Raw genomic sequence first — 20,810 nt, 5'->3', positions numbered from 1 at the left:
GAGCCCCTGAAGCGCACGGCGCTGTTGGCCATGGGGGCGATCGGCGTCGTCTACGGCGACATCGGCACCAGCCCGCTGTACGCGCTGCGCGAGTGCTTCAGCGGGCCGCACGGAATCACGCCGTCGCCGGAGAATGTGCTGGGGGTGCTCTCGCTCATCTTCTGGTCGCTCATCGTCACCGTGTCGGTGAAGTACCTGGCCTTCGTGCTGCGGGCGGACAACCGGGGCGAGGGCGGAATCCTGGCGTTGATGGCGCTGGTGTCGCAGCGGCACCGGGGCAGCGCGCCGCCGAACGCGGCGCGGGCCAAGCTGTTGCTCATGGGCATCTTCGGCGCGGCGCTGTTGTACGGAGACGGCATCATCACCCCGGCCATCTCGGTGCTGAGCGCGGTGGAGGGCCTGAGCGTGGCCACGCCCATCTTCGAGCCCTACCTCCTGCCCATCGCGTTGGTCATCCTGCTGGGGTTGTTCCTGGTGCAGCGGCACGGCACGGGCGGCATCGGCAACGTGTTCGGGCCCTTCATGTGCGTGTGGTTCATCGCGCTGGCGGTGCTGGGGGTGAAGGAGCTGGTACACAACCCCGGGGTGCTGGTGTCGCTGTCACCGGTGCATGGCGCCTCGTTCTTCATGCGCAACGGGACGCACGGCTTCCTGGTGCTGGGGGCGGTGTTCCTGGTGGTGACGGGCGGAGAGGCGCTCTACACGGACATGGGGCACTTCGGCCGAGGGCCCATCCGGTGGGCTTGGTTCGGGCTGGTGCTGCCGTCGCTGATGCTCAACTACTTGGGGCAGGGGGTGCTGCTGTTGAGGGACCCTTCGGCGGCGCGCAACCCGTTCTACCTGCTGGCGCCTGACTGGGCGATCTACCCGATGGTGATTCTGGGCACGGGGGCGGCGGCCATCGCCTCGCAGGCGGTCATCTCGGGGGCGTTCTCGAATACGCGGCAGGCGATGCAGCTGGGCTACTGCCCGCGCATGGAGGTGGTGCATACCTCGGCGGAGGAGAAGGGGCAGATCTACCTGCCGGGGCTCAACCTCATCCTCCTGGTGGGGGTGGTGGCGCTGGTGTTGGGGTTCCGCTCCTCGAGCGCGCTGGCGGGGGCGTACGGCATCGCGGTGGCGACGGCGATGCTGATGACGACGTGCATGGCCTACATCGTCGCGCGGGAGCGGTGGGAGGTGAGCCGGGCGGTGGCGCTGCCGGTGGCGGGGCTGTTCCTGGGGGTGGAGCTGGCGTTCTTCAGCGCCAACGCGGTGAAGATTCCGGAAGGGGGCTGGTTCCCGCTGGCGTTGGCGGTGGTGCTCTTCACGCTGATGACGACGTGGAAGCGGGGCCGGGAGATTCTCGGGGCCAAGCTGCGCGAGGCGAGCATGGACCTGAAGGACCTGATGTCGAGCTTCGACGGGGAGCACGCGCCGTTGCGGGTGCCGGGCACGGCGGTGTTCATGACGGGCAACCCGGAGGGCTCGCCGCCGGCGCTGTTGCACAACCTGAAGCACAACAAGGTGCTGCACGAGCAGGTGGTGCTGCTGACGATTCTCTCGGAGGACGTGCCGCACGTGCTGCCGGAGGAGCGGGTGGAGGTCCAGCCGCTGGAGCGGGGCTTCGTGCGAGTGATTGCGCGCTACGGCTTCATGGAGAACCCGAGCATCCCGGACATCCTCAAGCGAGGGCGGGAGAAGGGGTTGCAGTTCCAGTTGATGAGCACCTCGTTCTTCCTGGGACGGGAGACGCTGATTCCGTCGAAGAAGCCGGGGATGGCGATGTGGCGCGAGGCGCTGTTCTCGTGGATGAGCCGCAACGCACGCAGCGCCACGGCGTTCTTCCGGATTCCGCCCAACCGCGTGGTGGAGCTGGGCACGCAGGTGGAGTTGTAGCTAGCGCATGGCGGCGCGCGCGCCCTCCACCACGCGGCGCGCGATGGCCCGGCTGATGGGGTGGCCCAGCTTCAGCTCCACGTCCATGTAGATGGGCGAGCTGTTGAGCTCCAGGAACACGAAGTCGTTGCCCCGCTGCTTGATGTCGATGCCCGCGAACGTCAGCCCGCACGCCTTCGCCGCCGAGCGGCAGAAGCGCTGCACCGGCTCGGGCAGCACCACCTCGCGGTATACGGCCTCTCCGCTGCTGTAGACAGGGTCATCCCTGAAGTCCAGGTGCTGCTCCGGCGTCACGATGGCCACGCAGGAGACGATCTCGTCTCCCACCAACATCACCCGGAGGTCGTCCCCCGGCGCGCGCTCCTGGAAGATGACGGGCGAGGCCGTCACCGCGTCCAGCCGCTCCAGCGCCTCGGCATCCAGCACCCGTGTGATGGCGCCGCCCAGGATGGGCTTGTAGATGACGTCCTTCACCTCGGCATGGAAGGCGCGGATGGCCTCCGGATCATTCGAGATGAGCGTGCGCGGCACCTTCGCCCCCAGGCTGCGCAGCGCGTGGAGCTGGTAGGGCTTGTACTGCATCACGCTCGCCGCGTGCGGGCCGTTGACCAGCGTGGCGCCCCGGTGCGCCAGCTGCAGCAGCCACGCGACGAAGTACGCCGCCCGCTCACGGGTCTGGGTGAAGGTGGTGAACCAGTCCTCGTAGAGCACCAGCGACTCATCCTTCTTCATCGCCGAGACGTAGGGCGCGGGAATGGAGCGCAGGTAGAAGCCCCGCACATCGTCCACGGATTCACCCAGGTAGAAGGTGCGCCCGTCGAGCATGGAGAGCGGCCGGCCCTTCTCCAGCGAGCCACTGTCCACGTACAGGGTGTCCACGCCGAGCGCCTTCGCCTCACGGGCCACCGCGGCGCACTGTGGGTCCGCGCCATCGCCGAAGATACCGATTCGCATCGTGCTTCACTCCCCCCCGAGGCGGAGACTTCCCCCCCGTGCAAGCAAGACCCACCTTCACACGTAAGGGTGGGTAGGCGACAAGCCCTCTCACCCACCGCGCTTCCAGGAGGCAACATGACCCGACACCACAAGGGCGCGTCCTTTATTGACTACGAGCTGCCCGATTGGATCGGCGGCAAGCCCGCGGCGCCGTCGATTCCCGGGGAGCAGGCAGGCAAGGGCAAGCCCCGGCCGGTGACGACGCTGGCCGTGGGGGAGGAGGGGGGGGGCGGTTCCACCCCAGGCATCGTCACCACGATGGCGTTGGGCGAGGAGGGCAACAGCCAGGGGTGAAGCCGACCCGGCTCACACCTCGTCGAGCAGCACGGGTGAGAACTTCGCCGCGTCACAGGAGGCCAGCACGTAGCGCACGCCCGCGCGCTCGCCGGTGAAGCCCGCGGCGATGCCCTCGGCGTGCAGGTGCCCATAGACACAGACCTTGGGGTGGAAGGCCTCGATGGGAGCGCTGAAGGCGGTGGGCTTCTGGTTGGCGTACAGCGGAGGGAAATGCACCGCCACCACCCGCGTCAGCGGCGTGGGGCTCGCCTTCTCCTTCTTCAGCGCATCCTCGATGGAGACCGACAGCCGGCGCGTCTCGCGCTCCACGTAGGCCAGGTCCGCCGGCTCATCCCCCATCTCTCCTCCGGGCATGGGGGGAGCCTCGGGCGCCGTCCACAGCCGCGTGCCGGCGATGAGCCACGGCCCCATCACCACCGCGCTGTTGTGCAGGAAGTTCTCCAGCGTCTTGAAGGGCTCGAGCAGCTTGCGCAGCTTCGAGGCCGAGTCGCCCCACCAGTAGTCATGGTTGCCGCGCACCAGCACCTTGCGCCCCGGCCGCTCATCCAGCCACTTCAAGTCGTCCAGCACCTCCGTGGCCCGCGTGGCCCAGGAGATGTCTCCCGCGACGATGACCACGTCCTCGGGGCGCACCTTCTCGTCCCACGCGCGCTGCAGCGGCAGCGGGTGCTCCGCCCAACCAAAGCGGTGCATGTCCTTGTTCCGGGTGGAGGGCAGGTGGGTGTCGCCGATGGCGAAGAGGCGCATGCCACCCCTCATACCCAAGCCCTCCACCAAGAGAAACGTGGGAAAAGCCGCAGGGAGACGAAGGGGTTAAAACCTGTTTACACGGTGATTGTATGAAAACAGGACAGGTAGGTGGAGCATGGATGCTCCACTTGGGCCATAGATAGGCGGGGTTTCCGAGGGAAGCATGTTTGGCACGACTGGTGCTAAAGAGGTCCCGCCGAGTTTATCCCCCCCCAAGGAGTCTCCATGTACACGTTGCGCAACGCGCTCGCGACCGCTGCCGCGGCCCTTTCCCTGGCTGCATGCGATCCCCAGCAGAGCCCGGAGTCGCAGAACCCCTCCGCCATCGCCGATGCGGCCAAGGACGCCGCTGGCCGTGGCACCGAAGGCCAGCTGGATCCGCTGTTCGACGAGGCCGCGCGCGACTTCAACGTGCCGGCCGACCTGCTCAAGGCCATCTCCTTCACGGAGACGCGTTGGCAGATGGTGAGCGGTGAGGAGGAGTTCGACGGCATGCCGGCCGCCTTCGGCGTGATGGCGCTGCGCGGTGAGCGGCTGGAGCGGGGTGCTGCGCTCGCCGGGGTGTCGGTGGCGCAGGCCAAGAGCGACGCGCGGGCCAACATCCGCGCTGGCGCGGCGCTGCTGTCGGCGCACGCGGACGAGCTGAAGCTGGACCGCGCGGACGTGGGCGCCTGGGCCCCCGCGGTGGCCGGCTTCAGCGGCATCACCCTCGCCGAGGCGCAGGCCGAGTACATCCACAAGGAAGTGTACGCCACGCTGCGCAATGGCGTGGTGGCCGAGGGTCTGGATGGCCAGGTGCTGGCGTCCATCATGCCCGCGCAGGTGGAGGCGAAGTTCGAGCTGCCCGCCGCGCGCGCCATGGCCTCGGGCCCCGACTACGCGGCGTCCATCTGGCGCCCCTCGCCCAACTACAACGCGCGCCCCACGGGCACCGACATCTCGATGATCATCATCCACACCTGCGAAGGCAGCTACTCGAGCTGCTGGAGCTGGCTGGCCAACTCCGCCTCGGGCGTGAGCGCCCACTACGTGGTGAACGAGACCGGTAGCGAGATCTCGCAGCTGGTGGGCGAGGCCAACCGTGGCTGGCACATCGGCGCCTCGTATGACTGCAGCCTCAACGGCAGCAAGGACTGCGGGCTCAACGGCGTGTCGGTGAACAACTTCTCGGTGGGCATCGAGCACGCTGGCTTCGCCAGCCAGACGTCCTTCCCCACGGGGCAGATCGACGCCTCGGCCCGGCTCTCGTGCGACATCTCGCGTGACCGGGGCATCCTGCGCGACAGCTACCACATCGTGGCGCACGGGCGGCTGCAGCCGGCCACCCGCACGGACCCGGGTCCCAACTGGCCGTGGTCGACCTACATCAGCAAGATCAACTCCTTCTGCGGCACGACCACCACGGGCCTGGTGATCGACAGCAACAACGCCAACAACAACACGGCGGCGGGCTACGTCGAGGTCTCCGCGAACTGGACCTCGTCCACGAACGTGGGTGGCTACTACGGCTCGGGCTACTACGCGGCGCCCACCGAGGCGGTGTCGGATCCGGCGACCTTCTACTTCTACCTGTCGGCCCCGGCGACCAAGACCATCGACGCGTGGTGGACCTCGGCCACGGACCGCTCCACGACGGCTCCGTTCATCATCTGGAACGCGGCGGGCACGAAGCTGGCCACGGTGAACGTGAACCAGCAGACGGGCGGCGGCACCTGGAACACGCTGGGCGCCTGGAGCTTCCCGGCCGGCTGGAACAAGGTGCAGCTGAGCCGCTGGACGGGCGCGGGCTCCTACGTCATCGCCGACGCCATCCGCGTTCGCTAGCGTGATGAGCCAGGGCTTCGATACCTCTCGTCCCTGGCGTGGGTGGGCGCGGTGGGTTGCCGCGCTCGCCCTGCTTGGCGCCGGTTGTCGCGCGGGCTCGTGTGGCCGCGGGGCGACCGGCGTCGGTCCGCTCACCGAGGAGGAGCGGCGGGCCATCCCCGGCGTCATCTCCTTCATTTCGGAGCGGGCGACGCAGAAGGACGTCTGGCTGGTGAAGCCGACGGGTGAGGAGACGCAGCTCACCAAGAGCCCCGAGGAGGATGACTTCCCGGTGGCACCGTCTCCGGACGGCAAGACGCTGCTGGTCATCGCCTCGCGTACCGTGGACGGGCTGCACCTGGAGCAGATGCGCCTGCAGCCGCTGGATGGCTCGGCGGCGCCGGTGCCGCTCAACGCGCCTCGGGCGCGCGCGCGCAACCCGAGCTGGTCGCCGGATGGGCGCTGGCTGGTGGCCGAGTCGGACGCGCAGAACTTCAGCGACCTGGTGCGCATCGAGGCGAAGCCGGACGCGCAGGAGCAGCGGCTGACGACGGCGCCCCAGGGGTGCTTCGAGCCGTCCGTCTCTCCGGACGGGACGGAGATCGCCTTCGTGTGCAGCAAGGAGGGCGACCCGGAGATTTACGTGATGCGCGCGGACGGCACGAACGAGCGCCGCATCACCGCCTTCTTCCAGGAGGACCGCGAGCCGCGCTGGAGCCCGGACGGCAAGTGGCTCTCGTTCATCAGCAACCGCGAGGGCCGGGACCGTTACTACGTGGTGCGGCCGGATGGGACGCAGCTGCGCGTGCTGTCCGGCAAGACCGTCCAGGGCGAGGAGCGCGAGCTGGTGTGGAGCCCCGACAGCCAGAAGGTGGCCTTCGTGGAGCGCCTGCCGGCCAGCAAGAGCCGCATCTGGGTGGCCAGCGTGGAAGGCGGCGAGCCGGTGGCGCTCACGGACGGCAAGAGCCGGGACGACTCGCCGGCGTGGAGTCCGGACGGCAAGTACCTGGTGTTCGTGGCCGAGCGACAGAACGACGTGGACCTGTGGCTGATGCGCGCCGATGGCAGCGGGCAGACGCGCCTCACCACGGCGAAGGGCCCGGACTGGCTGCCCCGGTGGTTCGCGTCCCGCTGAGCGCGGGGCTCACGGGGCGCTCGTGCGCACGGTCATACCCCCGGAAGGGACCGCTCAGGGAGCGTAGGTCCCCGGGTAGAGGGTGAGCACCAGGCCGAGCCCCGGCGTGGCACCCGCGTTGCGCCACAGGTACGCCTCCGTGCCATGAACGCTCAGGCGGAACGTCTCCGCGTCCCCGCCCGAGTGGACATAGAGGAACAGCCCGTTGGCGCTGGTTCCCTCTTGCCCCACGCGGGACAGGTCCTCGGAGGGGTAGTAGAGCCGGTCGGACAGCGCTCCCTGATCCATCCGTACGCGGACGCCGGCGATGGGCTGGCCCGAGGCGTCCACCACGCGGCCCAGCAGGAAGCCGGCCTCGAGGAGCGTACGCGCCCGGCCCTCGGTCTGGAGCCTCAGGGCTTCCTCGCCCACCGCGCCCGAGAGCGCGTCATGGAAGGCCCAGGGCAGCGCCCAAGCGCGAGCGTCGATGATGTCGGTGCGCGGCCGTGAGCCGCTGAAGGCCGTGTCGAAGACGATGGTGGAGCTCGGCACGAAGCCCTCGTGCGCGAAGCGGGCCGCGAGGCTCAGGTGGATGTCCTTCACCGGAACGTCGCGGACGGAGAACCCACCGTCCTCGGCGAGCGTGCCGGTGCCAAACGTGGCGGCCGGATCGTTCACCCCCACACGCAACGGCTCTTCGATGGAGAGGGGAAGACCGCCGAGCGTTGGCGGGGGCTGGCCCTGATCCGCCAGGAGTCGCGCGGCTTCAGGGAGCAGGTCCACCCGACCGCGCACGGTGATGAAGAGGCTCTCCAGATCGACGGTCTGGGCGTCTTCGGTGCGCGTACCCGGGTCCGGCATGGAGTCGCCGCCACAGGCGGTCAGGCTCAGTCCGAGGAGGGCACAGCAAGCGAGCAGGCACGGTTGCTTCATGACTGCCCGCCAAGATTCTCACGCGCCAGCGGGGTGGCAATCCACCCCGCCAGCGACCGTCCCGTTGCGGACGGTCAACTACCAGCGGCTGTTGGAACCCGACGAGGAGGAGGACGACTTGCCCCGGCTCCCGCCGCCCCAGCTACCACCCCGGCCGCCGTTGCCGTTGCTGTTGCCGTTGCTGTTGCCGGGGTTGTTGCCGCCGCCGCCACCGTTACCCGGGTTGCCCCAGCCACCGCCGTGGTTGCCGTTGCCGTTCCCGTTGCCATTCCCATTGCCGCCGTTGCCGTTGCCGTTCCCGTTGCCGTTGCCACCACCCGGGTTGCCCCAGCCACCGCCGTTGCCGCCGCCGTTGTTGCCACCACCGTTGCCGCCGCCGTTGTTGCCGCCGCCGTTACCACCGCCGTAGCCGCCGCCGTTGTTACCACCACCGTTGCCGCCGCCATTGCCGCCGCCGTTACCACCGCCGTTGTTGCCACCGCCGTTACCGCCGCCGTAGCCACCGCCGTTGTTGCCGCCACCGTTGTTGCCGCCGCCGTTGCCGTTGCCAGGAGGAGGGCTGCCCCAGCCACCGCCGTTGTTGCCGCCGCCGTTACCGCCGTTGTAGCCGCCACCGTTGTTGCCGCCGCCGCTCGGGGGAGGAGGCGTCGGGTAGCTGCCGCCACCGCTCGGGGGCGAGGGGTTGCCCCAGCCACCACCCGGCGGGCGCGACGGAGAGCCGTGGCCGACGCCGCTCGGAGGAGGCCGGTTCCAACCACCGCCGTTGTTCGGCGGAGGCGCCGGCTGGCTGGGCGCGGGGTAGTTCGGGCGCGAGGAGGAGTAGCCCGGAGCGGGCGAGGCGCCATGCGTACCGCGGGGCGTGTTGTAGACGTAGACCTCGCGGCTGCGGTCCCACGCGTACGTCCAGCCGTTGCCCTGGCGCGGGTAGTAGTCGTGGTAGTGCCGGCCGTTGTGGTTGCAGTACCCGCCCGACTCGTTCGGGTGGTAGTCCAGGTACCACACTGTCCGCGGGCCCCGGTACGTGTACACGTTGTTCGTGTGGACGTAGTGCTGATGCTCCGGCGCGTAGTCGTGGACGTGGGCGTAGTCATCAACGCACCAACCGCCCCCGCCGGTAATGGGGTGGGCACCGGCATAGTGGTACTGGACGACCTCGACCGTGCGATAGGAGGTGGTCCGGGTGTGGCCGTGGTACGGCGTGACGACGCAGCCGGTACCTGCGACCAGGGCCAACGGCGCGAGCAGTGCGAGTAGGCGAGGCATTTGAGGGTTCTCCCAGGCCAGGAACTTCCGGCCCGCTGATGACACCCGAGCAGACGAGCAGATCGGGGGGAAATTCAAGTCCCCGGGGGCCTGTCCCCAGGTCTGGGTGTACCGCGGGCGCCTACACGGGCGGTCTCTTGCTTGGAGGGGGCTCCAAACCCTGGGATATAGGGGCTTTAGCCAGGAGAGGGACGATGGCGCAGACGGACTTTGGGGGTACCGGCTACGGCGCGCACTGCGCCCTGCACCCGGATCAGCCGGCCGCGGGGACTTGCACCCGGTGTGGCAACTTCATGTGCGCGCAGTGTACCCAGGAGGGCGCCCAGTCCGTCTGCCCCACCTGCCAGCAGCGCATGGGGGCCGGGTCGGCCTTCCCGCTGACGCGGGAGAACTGGAACTTCAGCGCGCTGTGGAACTACTGCTTCGAGGTCTTCAAGCGCGACTGGCTGATGATCTCCGCGGCGGTCCTCATCTTTGGAGGCATCAGCTTCGTCGTCCAGATGATGGCGCAGCTCCTCCCGGCCGTCGGCACCCTGCTGGAAAGTCAGGTGCTCACCGTCGTCCTCTCCATCGCGGCGGCCATCGTCCAGACCGTGGTGCAGGGCCTGCTGGGGCTGGGCCTCATGCGGATGCTGATAGAAGTACTGCAGGGGCAACGCGCGAACATCGAGCGGCTGTTCAGCCAGTTCCACAAGGTGTGGACCTATCTGCTGACCACGTTGCTCGTGGTCCTCATCTCCATCGTCCCCATCGGAGCCATCGCGGGCATTGTCGCCGGGATCATCTACTTCGTCGGCTCGGAGGCGGCGCCCTTCATCGCCATTGGCGCCGGTGTGCTGGTCCTCATTCCGCTGATCTACTTCTTGCTGCCGCTCGTGTTTCTCCAGCCAGAGATGGCCATGCGGGATGACGCGCCATCGCCCATGGAGCTGCTGCGCCGCTGCTACGCCTACGCGCAAGGCGAGCGCCCCTCCATCTTCGGCGTCATGTTCGTGCAGGGCCTGGTCGTTCTGGCCGGCGTCCTCGCCTGCTGCGTCGGCGCCATCCCCGCGTCGGGGATGGCCTACCTGCTGACGGCGGGCCTCTACCTGGCGCTCAGCACCGGGGAGAACGTCGAGCGTTGAGGTGAGCGCGGAGGCGGGGCGCGAAGGCGCGCCCCCCTCGCTGGCTTCAGTGTACCAACCGCTCGGACGAGCCACCCGAGCGGGGCGCGGCCAGCTTGCCCAGGCAGGTGAGGATGTGCTCGCGGTACTCGGACACATCGCGCAGGCCGCACACCATCCACCGGCCGCCGATGACCAGCGTGGGCACGCCGCGCACGCCCCGGCTCGCGGCCAGCCGGTGCTCATCGAGGATGAGCCGCCGTGTCTCTTCCGAGTGGTACGCCGCGGAGAAGTCGTTCATCGACAACCCCACGCGGCTGGCCAGCTCGAACACCACGTCGGTGCGCGACACGTTCACGCCTTGCTCCAGCGCCGCGCGTTGCATGGCCCGCGCGAGGAACACTCGCGCCTGGGGGCCTTGGAGTCGCGCCGCTTCCAGCGCCGCCAGTCCTGGCAGACTCGAGCGGGGCGGATCTCCCGCCAACCACAAGTCCGTGGACAGCTGTCGCGCCAGGGTCTCTGGCTCGCCCTTGGCCCGTTGCACTTCCTCGGACAGCCCACGTAGCTCGCGCTCCGTGGGCAGCGTGTCCTGGATACGCAGCGGATAGGGGCGCACGCGCCAGCGAACGGCGTCGCCAAACTCGTGCCGGAGGGTGTCCAGGCGCAGGTCGGCGAGGTAACACCAGGCGCACAGCACATCCTGGTAGACGGTGATCTGCAGCGGCTTTGGCAGCAGGGCTCTCATTCGGAGGCGCCCAGATTAGAGGGGCGGATCCCAACTGCCAATCCCCCTGACAAAGGGATCGCTACGCTCATTCCCGCAGGATCCACCAAGTGGAGGGCTCGTACGCCCGGTAACCCCTCACCACACCGCTGCTTACCTGCCGCTCACCGTGCTGACCTGCTTGCCCTCCGAGAAGGCCAGCGCGTACTCCACCATGAAACCGGCGATGTCCTGCCCCGTGGCCTTCTCCAGCCCCTCGAAACCCGGGCTGGAGTTGATCTCCATCAGGCGCGGGCCGGCGTTGCCCTCCAGCATGTCCACCCCCGCGATACCCAGACCGATGGTGCGGGCCGCTGTCACTGCCGCTTCTACATAGGAAGGAGGCAGCCGGATGGGCTGTCCCTCTCCGCCCCGGTGGATGTTCGAGCGGAACTCGCCTTCCTTCTGTGCTTGTCGCCGCATCGCCCCCACCACCCGCTCCCCCACCACCAGGGCGCGCACGTCTCGGCCCTTGCTCTCGGCGACGAACTCCTGGAGCACGATCTCCTGGCCCAGGTCCCAGAAGGTGTCGACGATGGTCTGCACCTCCGGCAGCGTGTGGGCGATCATCACTCCCACGCCTTGCGTGCCCCGGATGAGCTTGATGATGAGGGGCAGCCCTCCTACCTCCTCGACCAGCTTGCGCACGTTGCTGCGGTCATGCGCCATCACCGTGCGCGGCATGTCCAGCCCCGCGCGCGTGAGGTGCTGCAGGCACCGCAGCTTGTCCCGGCTCCGGGCGATGGACTGCGCCCCGTTCACCACCGGTATGCCCATCATGTCGAAGTGCGTCACCACCGCCAGCCCGTAGGCGGTGATGGAGGCGCCGATCCGCGGAATCACCACGTCCACGCCGCGGATCTCCACCCCGCGATACATCATCCGCGGCTGGCTCTTGGCGAGGATCATGCTGCAGCGCAGCGTGTCGAGCACCAGCGGCCGGTGCCCATGCTGCTTGATGGCCTCCACCAGCCTGCGCGTGGAGTACAGCGCGCGCTTGCGCGAGAGGATGACCACGGTCTTCTTCGCGCGGCGGCGGGCAGGGCGGGGCTCGGGCGCGACAGCGCTCTCGGGCGTCTCGGGGCGAGCCGGAGCTCGCGCCTTCTTCGTCTTCGCCTTGCGGGGGGGCATGGAGGGCGGCGAAGCCTAGCACGAGCAGGGCAGCAGCCGAGCAGCCTTGACGGCTCCGTTTGCTATCCTCCGGGGCGGATGAGCCCCCACGGACCGCACCCGGACGACATTGGCACCAACCCAGGAGACGTCGGCGTCGACCTGGGCAGCGTGCCGCAAGCCCCCAGCCACACGCTGGTGATGGACCACCGCACCACCGTCAAGCTGCACAAGTGCCGTCTGCACGTCTCGTCCGGCCCGGACGAGGGGCGCCAGCTCGTGACGGACAAGGAGCGGCTGCGCGTGGGCGCCCACCCGCAGAACGACCTGGTCCTCGTGGAGGACCGCACCGCCAGCCGCCACCACTTCGAGATTCAGTACACCGAGCGCGGCTACCTGCTGGTGGACCTCAACTCCACCAACGGCACCTTCCTGGATGGACGCCGGATTGAGCGGGCCTACCTCTCGCCCGGCTCGCAGATTCGCGCGGGCTCCAGCACCGTCACCTTCTCGCCCATCGACGAGGAGGTGACGATCGAACCCGACCGCGAAGGCGAGCTGTGCGGCATGGTGGGGCAGAGCGTGAAGATGCGGCAGATCTTCGGGCTCATCAAACGCATCGCCCCCATGGACGTGTCCGTCATCATTCAGGGCGAGACGGGCACGGGCAAGGAGCTGGTGGCGCGCGCGGTCCACGAGCTGTCGGGCCGCAAGAAGGGGCCGCTGGTGGTGCTCGACTGCGGCGCCATTCCGCCCAACCTCATCGAGAGCGAGCTGTTCGGCCACGAGAAGGGTGCCTTCACCGGCGCGGTGAGCGCCCGCCCCGGCGCCTTCGAGCGCGCGCAAGGCGGCACCATCTTCCTGGACGAGCTGGGCGAGCTGCGGCTGGACCTGCAGCCCAAGCTCCTGCGCGTGCTGGAGAACCGCGAGGTGCGGCGCGTCGGCGGCAACGACGTCATCGAAGTGGACTGCCGCGTCATCGCCGCCACCAACCGCGACCTGGTGAAGGAGATCGCCGCGGGCGCCTTCCGCGAGGACCTGTACTTCCGCCTCTCGGTCATCCACATCCACCTGCCGCCGCTGCGCCAGCGCCGCGATGACATCCCCCACATCCTCAAGGGCGCCCTGGCCGAGCCCGAGGTGGTGGAGCGCCACGGCCGCAAGCGCTTCTCCCCCGAGGCGCTGAGCATGCTCATGGCCTATACGTGGCCCGGCAACGTGCGCGAGCTGATGAACGTGCTCTCGCACGTGCTCACCTTCTCGGAAGGGGAGGAGATCCTCCCCACGCACCTGCCGCCCCGCGTGCGCGGTCAGGCCCGCGAGGGGCCGCTGCCCTTCAACGAGCACCTCTCCTTCAAGGACGCCAAGGAGCAGCTGCTGGAGAACTTCGAGCGCGAGTACATCACCAGCGTGCTGGCCCGCTGCGAGGGCAACCTCTCCCGCGCCGCCCGCGAGAGCGGCCTGCACCGCAAGTCCATCGAGCGGCTGGTGAAGAAGTACCAGCTCGATGCCAAGGGTATGAAACCCCGCTGATCCGCCGCTGGGTCCTGGGACACCCCCTGTCGAGCGGGGGAAAAGTCATGCGCCCGGCCGCCTGCCCGGTAGATTTTCAGCACCATGGCACCTGAGCTATGACGCAGGGAGGTGTAACACCGCCGGTGTACGTCCACCTGACGGATGCCGGAAGGACCTACCTCGGTGCCAACCTAGGCGGCGAATGGCTTCCAGGAATCAGAGATCGTCCCGTGGGCAGTCCGGACAGGCGGCGGTAGAGGCGGCGCTGACGCTGCCGCTCACCGTGTTCCTCGTCCTTGGAACGATACAGCTCTTCATGATGCTGCAGGGTCGCATCATGGCCGAGTACGCCGCCTTCGAGGCGGTGCGCGCCGGCAGCCGCCACCACGGCGACTGCGAGAAGATGATGCATGCGGGCCTCGCGGCGCTGCTGCCCAACGTGGTGACGTATCTGGGTAGCGGCACCTCGGGTGGCAGCCCCGCCGAGAAGCTGGCGTCCGCGTGGCGCGAGCGCATCAACGGCGGCAACCCCCGCTTCGTCGCCATGGACAGCACCCAGAGCACCCTGGGCGGCTCGAGCCTGGCCGGCGAGAGCATCTTCTGGCTGGCGCGCGAGCAGCCCACCAACGTGCCGGACCCCGAGGACCGCAACTTCGACGCCCCCGTCGATGGCGGCGGTGGCATGCGCCTGGAGGTGCGGCTGATCTACTGGTTCCCGCTGCGGATTCCCTTCGCGGACTGGGTGATGACGCGCATGTTCATGGCCCACTTCGGCCTGCAGGACTACAACGCCGTCAACCCACTGATGCCGGCGCAGCGGAACGCGGGCTGGACGGCTGGCAACTCGGCGCCGACGCTCGATTCGCAGATCCGCAGCAAGTACCAGAGCATGGCCAGCGCGCAGAAGTACGTCTTCCCCATCCAGGCCACCTACGGCATGCGGATGATGACGCCGGCCAAGTCCCGTTTCTTCCAGCGGCAGAACTGCGGCGAAACCCCCGAGGGCCTGTGAGATGGCAACGATGAACCCCCTTCGCCCCAGAGGCCAGACGCTCGTCATCTTCGCGCTGACCCTGCTCCTGCTCACCCTCATGGTGTGCATGACGCTCTCCATTGGCACCAAGGCCAAGGAGAAGATGGAGCTGGAGACGGCCGCTGATGCCGCCGCCTATTCGCAGGCGGTGGCCACCGCCCGCACCTACAACAGCATCTCGCTGCTCAACCGCGCCCTGATGAGCAACATGGTGGCGATGGCGGGCGTGCAGAGCCTCATCTCCTGGGCCGGCTACTACCGGGCCGTGCTGAACGAGGCGCGCGACTCCTACGACACTCCCAAGACGCAGTACGAGCTCATCATGGCCGCGGCCTGCGCCTGCCCCGGTCCCACCTGCAATCCGCCCATGTGCCGGTGCGCCACCCAGGCCGTCCAGGACATCACGGACACGCAGGACAAGCTCAAGCAGGAGGATGACCGCGTCGACCAGGTCTTCCAGAGCCTGGACGGACAGGCGGGCCTGGAGGCGCGCGCGCTGCAGATCTCCAGCGTCAGCGACCGCCAGAACGAGCTGTTCGACCGCCTGCTGGACGAGAACCTCACTGGCTCGCTCAACATCGGCGCGTCCATTGCCCAGGAGCTCAACAAGGGCAACAAGTGGGGCGCCCAGGAGGTCAAGGCGCTGCCCGCCTCGGACGATGTGAACAAGGTCGAGCAGGACGCCGGCCAGTGCCAGCAGAAGGAGGGCGCCGCCTGCCGGCGCCGCGACGCTGGCCACAAGAACCACTTCATCTGGGCGGCCATGGGCACGCGCGGCCACGCCTTCGTCACCGGCCGCTCGGGTGGGGCCAACGCCATTCGCACGCGGCTCATCACCATCATTACCCCGCCGGATCTCGTCACCATCTCCAACGACGGCAGCGGCTACTTCGCCGACAACGACGGCCCCTCGCACTCGAGCGAGGGCCCCACGGGCAACAAGCACGCCTGGGGTGATGACCACGGCAACCTGACGACCACGTTCCTGCGCAACCAGGCCCCGTGCCCGCCGGGCATCCCCGGCTCGGGCTCGCCGAGGGCGCACGTGCGCAGCAACGACACCAGCGGCTCGGCGGGCGACGATGAGCACCGGTGGAGCGGCCAGTCGGGCGGCGATGGCGGCCGCGAGCGGCAGCACACCATGGGCGACTGCAACAACTGCCCGGGCATGTGGCCTCCGCACATGGATTACAACTGGCAGCAGGTCACCGACAACGCCAACAACTTCGGGCAGCCGAAGACCTACTCCGTCATGGAGCGGGACCTGAGCCAGCGGCCCGCCAAGCAGGCCGACCCGTGGAACCTGCTCTTCACCTTCCACTTCAAGCAGAGTGGTTCGGGCACGGTGTTCGACAACACCGGCCTGAAGCTGGTGTCCCAGGGTGGCACGGACATCTCCCACGCGACCGCGTTGTCGGCGGGCATCGCCTACTACCACCGCGTGCAGCAGGGCTCGTACCAGGAGCCTCCCAACTTCCTCAATCCATTCTGGCGCGCCACGCTGGTGGGCGCGGACGTCGACCTGCAGCCGGGCGATGTCTCCGACATCACCCAGACGCTGGGCGCCGCCAATCTCCAAGAAGCGCAGCGCGTCGTCGAGGCGCTCAACAACGCGGGGTACAGGGCATGGTAGCCAAGCGCTCCAGAGGTCAGGCTGCGGTGGAACTCGCCCTGGGCCTGCTGGTCTTCATCACCGTTCTCATGTTCGGCATCCACTTCGCCGAGATCGGCTACCTGTCGCTCAAGGTGACGGAGGCCAACGCCAGCGCGATGTGGCACGCCACGGCGGCGCGGATGCACGAGCTGCCGGGCAACTTCTCGCACGTGAACAACCTCATCTCCGGCAACAGGCCGGGCCAGGCGGCCAACGGGCTCTACGCGGACTTCGATGGGCGCACCTCGAAGTCGGGTGGCAGTGGCTCCTCCCAGCTGTTCACCCGGGGGCAGGGGCTCCAGGTCACCTGCGAGGCGGGCGGGCCCAGCTTCGCGCCGGTGGGCACGACCGACAGCGTCTACAGTGACACCGGCGGCATGGTCTGCCGCTCGGAGGCCGTCTTCCAGGTGCTGCCCGTGTTCCCCCGCGGCTTCATGGAGGGCAACGGTGGCTTCTTCAAGGAGCGGCACTACGAGGCCACGGACCTGACGATCTGCGGCGTCAACCGCGGAGGCAGTGGCGGCTGCCAGGGGCAGATCGGCATCCTGCTGGATGACTGGGCGCTGGCCACCCGGGACGAGCTCCGGGAGTGCAACGTGCTCGATGGCTCGGGGTGCAACAACTCGCCGTACTACCGCTCCACCAACCTCGTGTACGACCAGCACGTGGCGACGAATGGCTCGGCGCGGGCGCTGGCCCAGCAGTCCGTCATGTCCGTGCCGGGCGGCTTCGATCCGGCGACCTTCTACCACTCCTTCCGCGTCTTCGAGGACAGGGAGAACGGTGGCGACTCGGACCCTGGCAACTGGGTGACGACGCCTGGCACCGACAGCCCGACCACGGAGTACGACAGCTCTTACAGCGCCCGTGAGAACTGCTGGCTGGGGTTGAGGTGCAATTGACGCGGGCCATCCTGGTGGGGCTGGTGGTGCTGCTGGGGGCCGGTGAGGCCGCCGCTCAGCGGCTGCCTTTCACCTGGGACGTGCCCAAGGTCATCGAGACGGTGGACGTGCCCGGCATCATGAAAGCCGGGGGCGTCCCCGTGAAGCTGCGTTCGGTGAAGAGCGCCGAGCGGCCGGAAGTCATCCTCCAGCACATGGTGGATCGCTTCGAGGCGTGGGGCTTCTACATCCCCCCCAAGCGGACCCAGTGGCTCAAGGAGCCGCAGCTCACGGCGCTGGATACCGAACGGCTCATCTCCTACACCTTCATCATCCAGCCCAACCCGGATGGCAGCACCACGGTGGTGTTGGGCGAGGCCAACCTCGCGCTGGCGCAGCCGCCCTCCTCGCCCATCGCGCCCGTCTTCCCGGGGGCGAAGAATGTGATGCACAGTGACCTGGAGGTGGCGCGCACGCTCTCGTTCCGGGTGCCGGCCTCCACCACGTCGCCCGACGTGGAGGGCTTCTACCGCAAGCAGCTCATCCAGCAGGGCTACACCGAGGCGGAGCCCAACATCTACCGCAAGGGCAACGAGGAGCTGCTGGTGACGGTACACCCCGCCAAGGGAGCGTACCTCTCGGTGACGGTCATGCGCCGTATCAGCGCCGAGGGAACACGTCCGCCGGACGCGCATTGATGGGCCTGGAGGGGCGTGCTACGGCCCCCCGCCCATGAGTGACGCAGGCTCGCCTCCCAAGGACTACAAGGACACGCTGAACCTGCCGCGCACGGAGTTCCCCATCAAGGGGAACCTCGCGCGGCTCGAGCCGCGGATGCTCGAGTGGTGGGCCGAGCGTGGCATCTGGAAGAAGCTCCTGGAGAAGAACGCGAGCGCCGAGCCGTTCGTGTTGGCCGACGGGCCTCCGTACGCCAATGGCCACCTGCACGCCGGGCACGCGCTCAACAAGGTGCTCAAGGACATCGTGGTGAAGTCGCGGAACCTCTCGGGGCGCCGGTGCGACTTCATCCCCGGCTGGGACACGCACGGCCTGCCCATCGAGCAGGCGGTGGAGAAGCGGCTCAAGGAGCAGAAGGTCGACAAGCGCACCCTGTCGCGCGACGCGTTCCTGGAGCGCTGCCGCGCCTACGCGTTGGAGTTCGTCGACATCCAGCGGGCCGAGTTCCAGCGGCTGGGCGTCTTCGGGACCTGGGAGGCGCCGTACCGGACGCTGGACTCCGCGTACGAGGCGCAGGAGCTGCGCGAGCTGGCGGCGTTCGCACGGCGGGGCATGCTCTACCGGCGCAAGAAGCCAGTGTACTGGTGCGTCCACGACCAGACGGCGCTGGCCGAGGCGGAGGTGGAGTACGAGGAGCACCAGAGCCCCTCGGTGTACGTGGCCTTCCCGGCGGGGCCGGAGCTCTCCGAGCGGTTCCCGGCGCTGCGCGGGCGCGAGGTCTTCTTCGTCATCTGGACCACGACGCCGTGGACGTTGCCCGCCAACCTGGCCATCGCGGCCCACCGGGACTTCGAGTACGTCTTCTATGACCTGGGCGGGCGCGTCATCTGCGTGGCCAAGCAGCTCTTGGCCCAGGTGCTGGCGGAGGTGAAGGCGGACGAGCTGGTGCTCAAGAACGCGAAGCTGCCGGGCGGCGACGTGGAGACGGTGGGGTTCGATGACATCCGGAGGATCCTCGCCTACGCCAGCGGCGAGGACCTGGAGCACCTGAGCTACCGCCACCCCTTCCTGGAGCGCACGGGCAAGGTGGTGCTGGGCGAGCACGTGACGCTGGAGGCGGGCACGGGGCTGGTCCACACGGCGCCGGGTCACGGTCAGGAGGACTATGAGGTCGGCCTGAAGTACGGGCTGGACATCTACAACTCGGTGCGCGGAGACGGGCGCTACGACGACACGGTAGGCGAGGGGCTGCGCGGCCTGCGGGTGTTCGAGGCCAACCCGGTCATCATCGACCTGCTGGCGGAGCGAGGTGCGCTGCTCAACGCGAAGACGGACACGGTGAAGCACAGCTATCCGCACTGCTGGCGCTGCCGAAACCCCATCATCCTCTCGGCGACGTACCAGTGGTTCATCCCGCTGGACAAGCCGCTGCAGGGCGAGAAGACCTTCCGCGAGCAGGTGCTCGCCGAGGTGGACACGGTGCGCTGGGTGCCCGGGTGGGGACACAGCCGCATCCGCGGAATGTTGGAGGGGCGTCCGGACTGGTGCATCAGCCGGCAGCGCACCTGGGGCGTGCCCATCCCCATCGCCTACTGCGAGCAGTGCCAGGAAGCCGTCGTCTCCCCGGAGGTGATGGAGCGCGTGGCGGCGGCGGTGGAGAAGGAGGGCGTGGGTGCCTGGTATCGCACGCCCGTGGAGGAGTTCCTGGGCGCGGGCGGGCGCTGCATCAAGTGCGGCGGCGGCCAGTTCCGGCGCGAGACGGACATCCTGGACGTGTGGTTCGACTCGGCGTGCATGTTCTCGGCGGTGCTGGAGAAGCGGCAGCGCATCCCCGCCGACCTGTTCCTGGAGGGCAGCGACCAGCACCGGGGCTGGTTCCACTCGTCCATGCTGGTGTCGGTGGGCACGCGGGACAAATCGCCCTACCGGGCCTGTCTCACCCACGGCTTCGTGGTGGACGGGCAGGGCGAGAAGATGTCCAAGAGCAAGGGCAACGTCATCGCCCCGGAGAAGATCATCCAGCAGTACGGCGCCGAGGTGCTGCGGCTGTGGGTGGCCGCCAGCGACTACCGCAACGACGTGCGGCTGTCGGATCAGATCCTCCAGGGGCTGAGCCAGGGCTACGCGAAGATCCGCAACACGCTGCGCTATGCGCTGGGCAACCTCTACGACTTCGAGCCGGCGAGGGACGCGGTGCCGGACTCCGAGCTGCTGCCTTTGGACCTGTGGGCACGCGGGCGGCTGGCGGAGGTGGTGGAGCGGGTGCGCCGGGCGTACGAGGACTATGAGTTCCACCTTGTCTACGCCACGGTGGTGGACTTCTGCGCGGCGGATTTGTCGGCGGTGTACTTCGACATCCTGAAGGACCGGCTCTACACGGCGAAGGCGGGCAGCAAGGCGCGGCGCAGCGCCCAGACCGTGCTGCACGAGGTGGCCTCCGCGCTGCTGCGCCTGCTGGCGCCGGTGATGAGCTTCACGGCGGAGGAGGCCTGGCAGCAGCTTCCTGGCAAGGCGGCCGAGAGCGTCTTCCTGTCGGACTTTCCGAGCGCCGGGGCTTCGTTGGAGCCCGCGCTGGCGGAGCGATACGGCAAGCTCTTCGCGCTCCGGAGCGCCGTGCAGGGCGTGCTGGAGGTGGCTCGGCGCGAGAAGCTCATCGGCGCCTCGTTGGAGGCGCGGGTGGTGCTGACAGCGAGCGGCGCGGCGCGGGAGTTCCTCCAGGCGCATCGGGAGGAGCTGCCGATGATGTTCATCGTGAGCCAGGTGGAGCTGGCGGATCAGCCGGGGCCCAAGGCCCAGCCGCTCTCCCTGGCCCAGGCGTTCGGCGAGGGCGTGACGGTGACGGCGGAGGTGCTGCGCGCCCGGGGTGAGAAGTGCCCGCGCTGCTGGGTCTACTCGGAGACAGTGAGCTCGGACCACGGGGTGTGTCCCAAGTGCCACGAGGCGCTCGGGGCCTGACAGTCTCGGCGGAGACGTCGAGAAGCCTGCACGCGCGCACGGTGAGCCGCGCGCTTCACGACAGTCGCTGATCAGCGGGGGGTT

Annotated in this window: 17 protein-coding genes; 11 read left to right on the top strand and 6 right to left on the bottom strand. The window is 68.6% G+C overall.

The genetic code is table 11. The features are described from left to right. Window positions 1–30 precede the first annotated feature (30 nt). Window positions 31–1,878, top strand: coding sequence for a potassium transporter Kup (locus SYV04_RS07385; protein WP_422723921.1), 1,848 nt, complete (start codon window positions 31–33; stop codon window positions 1,876–1,878). On the opposite strand, the gene SYV04_RS07380 is transcribed toward SYV04_RS07385, so the two are convergent. After that, entirely contained in the window at window positions 1,879–2,832 is a 954-nt protein-coding gene (locus SYV04_RS07380) for an ATP-grasp domain-containing protein (protein WP_321544921.1), read from the bottom strand. A 117-nt stretch (window positions 2,833–2,949) separates the two neighbouring features. Here SYV04_RS07380 and SYV04_RS07375 point away from each other — a divergent pair, with 117 nt between their 5' ends. Further along, the gene (locus SYV04_RS07375; protein WP_321544920.1) at window positions 2,950–3,168 is read left to right on the top strand and encodes a hypothetical protein; all 219 of its coding nucleotides are present in this window, start codon (window positions 2,950–2,952) and stop codon (window positions 3,166–3,168) included. Between the two features lie 12 nt (window positions 3,169–3,180). Here the strand turns inward: SYV04_RS07375 and SYV04_RS07370 are convergent, their stop codons facing one another. Continuing rightward, on the bottom strand, window positions 3,181–3,918 hold the full coding sequence (locus SYV04_RS07370; RefSeq protein ID WP_321544919.1) for a metallophosphoesterase: 738 nt from the start codon (window positions 3,916–3,918) through the stop codon (window positions 3,181–3,183). 228 nt (window positions 3,919–4,146) lie between these two features. Here SYV04_RS07370 and SYV04_RS07365 point away from each other — a divergent pair, with 228 nt between their 5' ends. Then, window positions 4,147–5,745: a golvesin C-terminal-like domain-containing protein gene (locus SYV04_RS07365; RefSeq protein WP_321544918.1), complete on the top strand. Its 1,599-nt coding sequence runs from the start codon at window positions 4,147–4,149 to the stop codon at window positions 5,743–5,745. Window positions 5,746–5,749: 4 nt separating this feature from the next. Continuing rightward, window positions 5,750–6,859, top strand: a complete 1,110-nt coding sequence (locus SYV04_RS07360) for a TolB family protein (RefSeq protein WP_321544917.1) — start codon at window positions 5,750–5,752, stop codon at window positions 6,857–6,859. A gap of 54 nt (window positions 6,860–6,913) precedes the next feature. Here SYV04_RS07360 and SYV04_RS07355 read toward each other — a convergent pair whose 3' ends face one another. Both SYV04_RS07355 and SYV04_RS07350 read right to left on the bottom strand, forming a co-directional pair. Beyond that, window positions 6,914–7,771: a carboxypeptidase regulatory-like domain-containing protein gene (locus SYV04_RS07355; RefSeq protein ID WP_321544916.1), complete on the bottom strand. Its 858-nt coding sequence runs from the start codon at window positions 7,769–7,771 to the stop codon at window positions 6,914–6,916. 78 nt (window positions 7,772–7,849) lie between these two features. Beyond that, window positions 7,850–9,034, bottom strand: coding sequence for a hypothetical protein (locus SYV04_RS07350; RefSeq protein ID WP_321544915.1), 1,185 nt, complete (start codon window positions 9,032–9,034; stop codon window positions 7,850–7,852). Window positions 9,035–9,228: 194 nt separating this feature from the next. Here SYV04_RS07350 and SYV04_RS07345 point away from each other — a divergent pair, with 194 nt between their 5' ends. Further along, complete coding sequence (locus SYV04_RS07345) at window positions 9,229–10,158, top strand: RING finger protein (RefSeq protein WP_321544914.1); 930 nt, start codon at window positions 9,229–9,231, stop codon at window positions 10,156–10,158. Window positions 10,159–10,204: 46 nt separating this feature from the next. Here the strand turns inward: SYV04_RS07345 and SYV04_RS07340 are convergent, their stop codons facing one another. Together SYV04_RS07340 and SYV04_RS07335 are read right to left on the bottom strand one after the other, a co-directional pair. After that, the gene (locus SYV04_RS07340) at window positions 10,205–10,882 is read right to left on the bottom strand and encodes a DsbA family oxidoreductase (RefSeq protein ID WP_321544913.1); all 678 of its coding nucleotides are present in this window, start codon (window positions 10,880–10,882) and stop codon (window positions 10,205–10,207) included. 132 nt (window positions 10,883–11,014) lie between these two features. Continuing rightward, window positions 11,015–12,031, bottom strand: coding sequence for an ATP-grasp domain-containing protein (locus tag SYV04_RS07335; RefSeq protein ID WP_321544912.1), 1,017 nt, complete (start codon window positions 12,029–12,031; stop codon window positions 11,015–11,017). 78 nt (window positions 12,032–12,109) lie between these two features. On the opposite strand from SYV04_RS07335, the gene SYV04_RS07330 reads away from it, so the two are divergent. The 6 genes from SYV04_RS07330 to ileS all read left to right on the top strand — a co-directional run bounded on the left by SYV04_RS07330 (window position 12,110) and on the right by ileS (window position 20,726). Beyond that, window positions 12,110–13,543 carry a sigma 54-interacting transcriptional regulator gene (locus SYV04_RS07330; protein WP_321544911.1) on the top strand — a complete coding sequence of 478 codons (1,434 nt, stop codon included), beginning with the start codon at window positions 12,110–12,112 and terminating at the stop codon, window positions 13,541–13,543. Window positions 13,544–13,727: 184 nt separating this feature from the next. After that, the gene (locus SYV04_RS07325; RefSeq protein WP_321544910.1) at window positions 13,728–14,537 is read left to right on the top strand and encodes a TadE/TadG family type IV pilus assembly protein; all 810 of its coding nucleotides are present in this window, start codon (window positions 13,728–13,730) and stop codon (window positions 14,535–14,537) included. A 10-nt stretch (window positions 14,538–14,547) separates the two neighbouring features. Further along, window positions 14,548–16,191, top strand: coding sequence for a pilus assembly protein TadG-related protein (locus tag SYV04_RS07320; protein WP_321544909.1), 1,644 nt, complete (start codon window positions 14,548–14,550; stop codon window positions 16,189–16,191). Window positions 16,192–16,217: 26 nt separating this feature from the next. Continuing rightward, on the top strand, window positions 16,218–17,114 hold the full coding sequence (locus tag SYV04_RS07315; protein WP_321544908.1) for a hypothetical protein: 897 nt from the start codon (window positions 16,218–16,220) through the stop codon (window positions 17,112–17,114). Further along, window positions 17,105–17,791 (top strand): hypothetical protein, encoded by a 687-nt coding sequence (locus SYV04_RS07310; protein WP_321544907.1) that lies wholly within the window; start codon window positions 17,105–17,107, stop codon window positions 17,789–17,791. The genes SYV04_RS07315 and SYV04_RS07310 overlap by 10 nt, the downstream gene beginning before the upstream one ends. A 34-nt stretch (window positions 17,792–17,825) precedes the next feature. Beyond that, window positions 17,826–20,726: an isoleucine--tRNA ligase gene (ileS, locus tag SYV04_RS07305; RefSeq protein WP_321544906.1), complete on the top strand. Its 2,901-nt coding sequence runs from the start codon at window positions 17,826–17,828 to the stop codon at window positions 20,724–20,726. Window positions 20,727–20,810 lie beyond the last annotated feature (84 nt).

The sequence above is a fragment of the Hyalangium ruber genome (assembly GCF_034259325.1).
Classification (GTDB): Bacteria; Myxococcota; Myxococcia; order Myxococcales; family Myxococcaceae; genus Hyalangium_A; species Hyalangium_A rubrum.
This window is presented reverse-complemented; position numbering and strand designations above follow the sequence as displayed.

Bases quoted from the DNA above. Each gene is read 5' to 3' on its own strand.
- SYV04_RS07385 (WP_422723921.1), top strand. From the start codon at position 31: ATGGGGGCGATCGGCGTCGTCTACGGCGACATCGGCACCAGCCCGCTG.
- SYV04_RS07380 (WP_321544921.1), bottom strand. From the start codon at position 2,832: ATGCGAATCGGTATCTTCGGCGATGGCGCGGACCCACAGTGCGCCGCG.
- SYV04_RS07375 (WP_321544920.1), top strand. From the start codon at position 2,950: ATGACCCGACACCACAAGGGCGCGTCCTTTATTGACTACGAGCTGCCC.
- SYV04_RS07370 (WP_321544919.1), bottom strand. From the start codon at position 3,918: ATGCGCCTCTTCGCCATCGGCGACACCCACCTGCCCTCCACCCGGAAC.
- SYV04_RS07365 (WP_321544918.1), top strand. From the start codon at position 4,147: ATGTACACGTTGCGCAACGCGCTCGCGACCGCTGCCGCGGCCCTTTCC.
- SYV04_RS07360 (WP_321544917.1), top strand. From the start codon at position 5,750: ATGAGCCAGGGCTTCGATACCTCTCGTCCCTGGCGTGGGTGGGCGCGG.
- SYV04_RS07355 (WP_321544916.1), bottom strand. From the start codon at position 7,771: ATGAAGCAACCGTGCCTGCTCGCTTGCTGTGCCCTCCTCGGACTGAGC.
- SYV04_RS07350 (WP_321544915.1), bottom strand. From the start codon at position 9,034: ATGCCTCGCCTACTCGCACTGCTCGCGCCGTTGGCCCTGGTCGCAGGT.
- SYV04_RS07345 (WP_321544914.1), top strand. From the start codon at position 9,229: ATGGCGCAGACGGACTTTGGGGGTACCGGCTACGGCGCGCACTGCGCC.
- SYV04_RS07340 (WP_321544913.1), bottom strand. From the start codon at position 10,882: ATGAGAGCCCTGCTGCCAAAGCCGCTGCAGATCACCGTCTACCAGGAT.
- SYV04_RS07335 (WP_321544912.1), bottom strand. From the start codon at position 12,031: ATGCCCCCCCGCAAGGCGAAGACGAAGAAGGCGCGAGCTCCGGCTCGC.
- SYV04_RS07330 (WP_321544911.1), top strand. From the start codon at position 12,110: ATGAGCCCCCACGGACCGCACCCGGACGACATTGGCACCAACCCAGGA.
- SYV04_RS07325 (WP_321544910.1), top strand. From the start codon at position 13,728: ATGGCTTCCAGGAATCAGAGATCGTCCCGTGGGCAGTCCGGACAGGCG.
- SYV04_RS07320 (WP_321544909.1), top strand. From the start codon at position 14,548: ATGAACCCCCTTCGCCCCAGAGGCCAGACGCTCGTCATCTTCGCGCTG.
- ileS (WP_321544906.1), top strand. From the start codon at position 17,826: ATGAGTGACGCAGGCTCGCCTCCCAAGGACTACAAGGACACGCTGAAC.